8 protein-coding genes are annotated in these 7060 nt (G+C 43.4%); all 8 read left to right on the forward strand.

What is annotated here, in order from left to right:
• The first annotated feature begins 46 nt into the window (after positions 1-46).
• A complete protein-coding gene (locus AC4II3_RS15950; protein WP_488008243.1) occupies positions 47-1060 on the forward strand; it encodes a hypothetical protein in 1014 nt (337 codons plus the stop codon).
• Between the two features lie 587 nt (positions 1061-1647).
• Positions 1648-2052 carry an ATP synthase subunit I gene (locus AC4II3_RS15955; protein WP_488008245.1) on the forward strand — a complete coding sequence of 135 codons (405 nt, stop codon included), beginning with the start codon at positions 1648-1650 and terminating at the stop codon, positions 2050-2052.
• A 76-nt stretch (positions 2053-2128) separates the two neighbouring features.
• Positions 2129-2878 carry a F0F1 ATP synthase subunit A gene (gene atpB / locus AC4II3_RS15960; protein ID WP_293074033.1) on the forward strand — a complete coding sequence of 250 codons (750 nt, stop codon included), beginning with the start codon at positions 2129-2131 and terminating at the stop codon, positions 2876-2878.
• Positions 2879-3010: 132 nt separating this feature from the next.
• Positions 3011-3256 carry an ATP synthase F0 subunit C gene (gene atpE / locus AC4II3_RS15965; protein ID WP_070392129.1) on the forward strand — a complete coding sequence of 82 codons (246 nt, stop codon included), beginning with the start codon at positions 3011-3013 and terminating at the stop codon, positions 3254-3256.
• A 101-nt stretch (positions 3257-3357) separates the two neighbouring features.
• The gene (locus AC4II3_RS15970) at positions 3358-3789 is read left to right on the forward strand and encodes a F0F1 ATP synthase subunit B' (protein WP_293074030.1); all 432 of its coding nucleotides are present in this window, start codon (positions 3358-3360) and stop codon (positions 3787-3789) included.
• Positions 3790-3997: 208 nt separating this feature from the next.
• Positions 3998-4531, forward strand: a complete 534-nt coding sequence (locus AC4II3_RS15975) for a F0F1 ATP synthase subunit B (protein ID WP_488008252.1) — start codon at positions 3998-4000, stop codon at positions 4529-4531.
• Entirely contained in the window at positions 4528-5082 is a 555-nt protein-coding gene (gene atpH, locus AC4II3_RS15980; protein WP_488008246.1) for an ATP synthase F1 subunit delta, read from the forward strand. Before AC4II3_RS15975 ends, atpH begins: the two co-directional genes overlap by 4 nt.
• Before the next feature lie 194 nt (positions 5083-5276).
• Positions 5277-6794: a F0F1 ATP synthase subunit alpha gene (gene atpA, locus AC4II3_RS15985; RefSeq protein ID WP_488008248.1), complete on the forward strand. Its 1518-nt coding sequence runs from the start codon at positions 5277-5279 to the stop codon at positions 6792-6794.
• The last annotated feature ends 266 nt before the right edge of the window (positions 6795-7060 follow it).

A 7060-nucleotide genomic window follows, 5' to 3' on the forward strand; every position in this document is an offset into this window, starting at 1 on the left:
TATTCGTTAATGGTTAATTAACGAATAACCAAGAAGGAAGATGATAATGAGTCAAAGAAAGAGTTTAGTAATTATCTGTCTAATTTTAATCGCTGTTGTCGGTGTTGTCATTAATGTCAAACTTTTGCAAGTTTGGAACTATAACACTGAGGGACACGATATTTACTATAGCTGGGTAGAAGGGAAGCGAATTTTATCGGGGGAAAATCCCTACGCTAGAGTCTTATCGGGAAATATGAGAGAAAATCAGAAGTATGCTACCTATTTCCCCCTTTTTTATTGGCTTTCAGCATTAACTCAATTATTGGGATTCCAAGACTACTCACACTGGATTTCCCTATGGCGACCGATATTTTTAATGGTTAATATCGGGATTGCTGGTCTTATTTTCTATCATTTGTCTAACCATAACCTATTTATATTTGCCTGGTTTGCTGCTTTATTTTGGTTACTGAACCGATGGACAATTTATGTTAGTATTGACGCTAACTTAGATTTCCTAGCCATATTTTTTCTGATTCTTTCCTTGATGTTACTGCCGAAACACAAGTTGACAGCTTTTTTGATGTTTAGCTTGTCTTTAGGAATTAAACAAATTGCTATCTTTTTACTACCACTTTATCTGATTTGGGCTTGGGAATCATCAGAGGATAATCCTGTCAAGGATACCTTTATCGCTTTGTTATTAATACTTGTTATCCCTGGGATAACCTCACTACCATTTATCTTATGGAATGCAGAAGGGTTCTTTAAATCGATTCTATTTTCAGCCACTAGAAATCCAGACGGACATGTTAATGCTCCTTCCTTAGATGGGTTAATTACATTATCAAATCCTGATTTCGTTGGTATAAAAGCTAAGTTACCAATGCTGTTGGTAATGAGTCTAGTATTTCTGAGTGCCATGAAGCAACAAATTGGCATCTATACTAGTGCTTTGCTGACCATGTCCGTATTTATTGAGTTCAATTCAGTTATATTTAACCAATATTTTTGTTGGGTGGTACCTTTGTTGCCTCTCGCTAGTTGCGAGATTCTTCCTAAAAAGGATGCCAAATGATACCGAGTTGCATTCAAAGATAGGGAGATGGGGAGATAGGGAGATGGGGAGATGGGGAGATTGGGGCAAGAGAAAGTTGTATCTTTGACCGCAACTTAGTATGATATATCCTTCCGGTCAAACGCGATGCTCGGTACGAGCCGCTACGGGATTGGCCTACGGCCTCAGCTTCCGCGCTGATGCCATTGGCCGTAGGCCACGCTACGCGAACGCATTAGGATCCCAATACAAGATTATAGACTTTCCCCTTCAAAGGTGGAGCTATACACACCAAGTCCGCACCTCAAGGACTCACAGAAAATCATTGGTGTGGTGAGCCTAAGTCCGCAAGCTGAGTTTGTGTGGTCACTACCTATGCGTTACATGCACCTATCCGTTGCCGCATTTATCCATCACCCTGTCAGCCGAAACCCTTACTTATACCGCACTTCGGAGGGATTAGTTATTTTTATACCAGATTTGTTAAGTATTGTGACCTTTCCCATGATATGATTACCTCTGGTTTGTGAAAACAAGCCAGATGACTGGACTAGCATTTGCTGCTACCGGTGAACTTGTCAGATGACCCTCTTGAGAAACCATTGACCATGGAGGAAAACACGCAAACAAGTTACTTGTCCCCTTCAACGAGTTCGTCAATGGAGGAGTATTACCAACTCAAACAAACTCTGTTGTTGGTCACCCTAGTTGCGACAGGGATTATTTTCATCTGTGTGTGGGTGGTTTACTCCCTCAACATTGCCTTGAATTATTTGATCGGGGCGTGTACTGGTATGGTTTACTTGAGAATGTTGGCTAAAGACGTAGAGCGGCTAAGCCAACAAAATAGGCGTCCGAGCACGGCTCGGTTTGCGGTTTTTATTGGGATAATTGTAGTAGCCAGTCAATGGCAAAAATTACAAATACTTCCTATATTTTTAGGGTTTCTGACGTACAAAGCCGCAATTATCGTCTATATCCTGCAAAGCCTAGTAAATCCTACCTCTAAGTAAGATTTATTTAAGTCGGATTTATTGGTAGGATAAACAGACGTTTCACCCTTGACAGAAATCTGGGTAAATCTCCAGAATGGAAATGATAAATGCTTTAAACGTTCTGAATTCTTTACCCCTTGCTTCCTTAGAAGTTGGTGAACACTTTTATTGGCGGATTGGCAATTTAACATTACACGGTCAGGTTTTTCTCACCTCCTGGGTAGTGATTGCTATTCTGGTATTAGCTTCCCTTGCGGCAACTCGAAATGTCCAAATGGTTCCTGGCGGTATCCAAAATTTGATGGAGTACGCCCTAGAATTTTTGAGGGATTTAGCGAAAAACCAGCTAGGGGAAAAAGAATATCGCCCTTGGGTACCTTTTATCGGTACACTGTTTTTGTTTATCTTCGTGTCAAACTGGTCAGGAGCCCTAATTCCTTGGGGAATTATCGAGCTCCCATCCGGTGAGCTGGCGGCTCCTACCAATGACATCAATACCACCGTTGCTTTAGCCTTACTAACATCCTTGGCGTATTTTTACGCTGGTTTGAGCAAGAAGGGTTTAGGTTACTTCGCTGGCTATATTCAGCCAATACCAATCCTCTTGCCGATCAAGATTTTAGAAGACTTCACCAAGCCCCTCTCCCTAAGCTTCCGTTTATTTGGCAATATTCTGGCAGATGAATTGGTAGTAGCAGTGTTGGTGCTGCTAGTGCCTCTGTTTATCCCGTTGCCAATTATGGCGCTAGGTCTATTTACCAGTGCAATTCAAGCCCTGGTATTCGCTACCTTGGCAGCTGCCTACATTCACGAGGCAATAGAAGTCGAAGGCGAAGAACATTAAGGGATAACCTTAAGATGGGAATGGCACGGTAGCCTTAAATTAGGAATAGTTGGAATTGATCACTCCTTCGGAGTTTCCTTCTGACTAGTAGCTCTGTATTTTGTTCTTTAATCACGGATAAGAAAAATCATCATGGATCCAATCATTGCTGCTGCTTCAGTTGTCGCTGCTGCTCTTGCTGTCGGTTTAGCTGCTATCGGCCCTGGTATCGGTCAAGGAAACGCTGCTGGTCAAGCTGTAGAAGGTATTGCTCGTCAGCCGGAAGCTGAAGGAAAAATTCGCGGTACTTTGCTGTTAACCTTGGCATTCATGGAATCCCTGACTATCTATGGTCTGGTAATTTCTCTGGTACTGCTGTTTGCTAACCCATTTTCTTAGAACCTGATACTTTATGTAGAGACGTTGCCTGCAACGTCTCTACATGGTAGGTCTGATGCGGTGAATTGTTCGGTTTTATTCCGATTTGGGATTTGTAAAAAATGTTTGATTTTGATGCTACTCTGCCTCTGATGGCATTGCAGTTTCTAGTTTTGACAGTCGTATTAAATGCCATATTCTATAAGCCACTGACAAAAACGCTGGATGAGCGTGACGAATACATCCGGAATCAGGAATCTGATGCCAAAGAACGCTTGTCTAAAGCCGAAAAGATGGCTAAAGAGTATGAAGAACAGTTGGCTCAAGCCCGGAAGCAGTCTCAAGCTGTGATCGCTGCTGCCCAAGAGGATGCCAGAAAAATGGCAGCTCAAGCGGTTGCTGAAGCACAACAAGAAGCTCAGGCTGAACGAGCAAAAGCTCAAGAAGAAATTGATCAACAGAAACAGCAAGCGATGGCTTCCCTCGAACAACAGGTGGATGATCTATCTGGCCAAATTTTAAAAAAATTGTTAGGACCAGCGTTAGTAAGATAAATGGTGGCGTCTTGACCGCCTGACCCATATATTTACTAAAACTCCTAAGAGATTGGCGATGTGGGAGTACTGTCAAACTATTTCAAACTATTAATTATCTTGAGATAATTGTATTGAAATAATTGTCTTGAGATAATTATCTTGAGAGTAGGTGGACAGGTCATAGCTTAGCAAGATTATGCGTTCAAAACAATTGTAAACGGATATGATGGGGAATTTAGTATTATTAGCAACAGAAGCTCATGGAGAAGGTGGTTTTGGATTAAACTTTAATATTCTTGAAACCAACCTAATCAACCTGAGTATTTTGTTGGGAGTACTCTACTACTTCGGAAGCAAATTAGTGGGAAACATTTTGAGTGAACGACGCTCAAAAATTGAACAGGCCATTAAAGAAGTAGAAGCTCGTCAAAGAGAAGGAGCCGAAGCCTTAGCAGATCAACAGCAGAAGTTAGCTCAAGCCCAAGTCGAGGCAGAAAACATTCGTGCTGCAGCAGAAGTTAATGCTAAAGCAGCTAAAGAGGCAATTTTGGCCGCTTCGGCTCAAGAGATTGAACGGATGAAAGAATCAGCAGTTCAGGATTTGAACTCGGAAAGGGAACGAGCAATGGCCGAACTACGCCAGCGAGTTGCTACTATGGCAATGGCTAAGGTTGATGCCCAACTCAGAGATACATTAGATAATTCCGCTCAACAACAATTAATTGACCGCAACATCGCTCTGTTGGGAGGTGGCTCATGAAAGGTAGTTTGTTGAGTGCCCAAGTACTCGAACCGTATGCAGAAGCGTTGCTCGATTTGGCTAAGTCCGATAACGAAGTCAAAGGCAAACTGAGTGAGGATGTAGATACTCTGCTGAGTCTTTTGAAAGAATCGCCGCAATTGCAGGAGTTTTTAGGCTCTCCTGTGGTCAAAGCTGAGGATAAAATCGGGGTGTTGCAACAAATTGGTGGGGACCAACTTCACCCCTACACCATGAATTTTTTGAGGATTCTAGTAGACCGTGGGCGCATTGTATTGTTGGAAGGCATTTGCCTGAAGTACCAAGAACTTCTCAGGGAGTTAGATCAAACTGTTTTGGCTGAGGTCAGTTCAGCAATAGAACTCAGTGAAGCTCAGCAAGAATCAGTTCGTGAGAAAGTTAAGTCCCTCACGGGAGCCAATCAGGTAGAACTGGATACAAAAATTGACCCGGATGTAATTGGTGGTGTGATCATTAAAGTCGGGTCTCAGATATTTGATGCCAGTCTAAAAGGACAACTCCGTCGCATCGGTATGGCTCTGACCAGTTGAAGTACGTCACGTTGGTTGTTCGCCCCGTAGTCGGTGTAGGGTAAGTTAGTTGGTTCTCTGAGGCTTACCTTTTAAGCTAGGTTAGTTGGTTAAAGATTAACCCTTTGGGACATAACCTTGAACAGTCAACAGTCAACAGTCAACAGTTAATAGTTAACAGTAAACAATTAGTTAGTTAACGATAAAAACACATCATGATTAGCATTAGACCAGACGAAATTAGCAGCATTATTCGGCAGCAAATTCAAGGATATAACCAAGGTTTTGCGGTTTCCAACGTTGGAACAGTTTTGCAAGTTGGTGATGGTATTGCCCGGATTTATGGCTTGGAAAAGTGCATGGCTGGGGAACTGCTGGAGTTTGAAGATGGCACCATTGGCATTGCTCAGAACTTAGAACAGGACAATGTGGGTGCAGTGCTGATGGGGGATGGTTTAAAGATCCAGGAAGGTAGCTCGGTTACTGCTACTGGTAAGATTGCTCAGGTACCCGTCGGAGAGGCACTGATTGGTCGGGTAGTTGATGGCTTGGGTCGTCCCATTGATGGTAAGGGTGACATTCAAACCACTGAATCCCGTCTGCTGGAATCCATGGCCCCAGGGATTATTGCGCGGCGTTCAGTTTGTGAACCCATGCAAACGGGAATCACCGCTATTGACGCTATGATTCCCGTTGGACGCGGTCAGCGGGAGTTGATTATCGGTGACCGACAAACCGGGAAAACTGCTATTGCTGTAGACACAATCATCAACCAGAAACAGGAAGATGTTATTTGTGTCTATGTTGCTATTGGTCAAAAGGCATCTACTGTAGCCCAAGTCGTGAATACCCTCCAGGAAAAAGGAGCATTAGACTACACTGTGGTCGTGGCAGCGAATGCCAATGACCCAGCTACTCTACAGTTCTTGGCTCCCTACACCGGTGCCTCCATTGCCGAGTACTTTATGTACAAGGGTAAGGCAACCCTAGTGATTTATGATGACTTGTCTAAGCAAGCTCAAGCCTATCGCCAGATGTCCCTACTGCTGCGCCGTCCACCAGGACGGGAAGCTTATCCAGGAGATGTGTTCTACGTCCACTCCCGGTTGTTGGAACGGGCAGCTAAACTGAATGATGAACTCGGTGGTGGTAGTATGACCGCTCTGCCTATTATTGAAACTCAGGCTGGTGACGTATCAGCTTACATTCCGACTAATGTAATTTCTATTACTGATGGTCAAATCTTCCTCTCCTCTGACCTATTCAACTCTGGTGTCAGACCAGCGATTAACCCTGGTATCTCAGTGTCACGGGTAGGTTCTGCTGCCCAAACCAAGGCCATGAAGAAAGTGGCTGGTAAGTTGAAGCTAGAACTAGCCCAGTTTGACGACTTGCAAGCTTTTGCTCAGTTTGCCTCCGACTTGGATGCCGCAACCCAAGCTCAGTTGGCTCGGGGTCAGCGTTTACGGGAAGTGTTGAAGCAACCTCAGAATTCACCCCTAGCTGTGTTTGAGCAAGTGGCAATCGTTTACGCTGGACTCAATGGCTATCTAGATGATGTGCCTACTGATAAGGTGACAACTTTTACTCAGGGACTGCGGGACTACTTGAAAACCAGCAAGCCAGAGTACGTTGAGATTATCAAAAACGAGAAGAAAATCACTGATCAAGCCGAAAGCATTCTAAAAGAAGCGATCACAGAATACAAACAGACCTTCCTAGTCTCTGCTTAACAGGTTAAAGATTAGTTTCGGTTGCAGGTTAGTTTCGGTTGCAGGTTAGTTTCGGTTGCAGGTTAGTAGGTTGCAGGTTGCAGGTTAGTAGGTTGCAGGTTAGTAGGTTGCAGGTTCTCTAAAAAACAGTCAACCTTAAACCTTAAACCTTCAACCTACCCTTCACCGAACGCCTTTGGCGAACAACCTTTTTGAATTAAGAATTTAGAATGCAGAATGTAGAATTCTTAATTCTTAATTCTTAATTCTTAATTCTTAATTCTTAA

The sequence above is a fragment of the Moorena sp. genome (assembly GCF_982860115.1).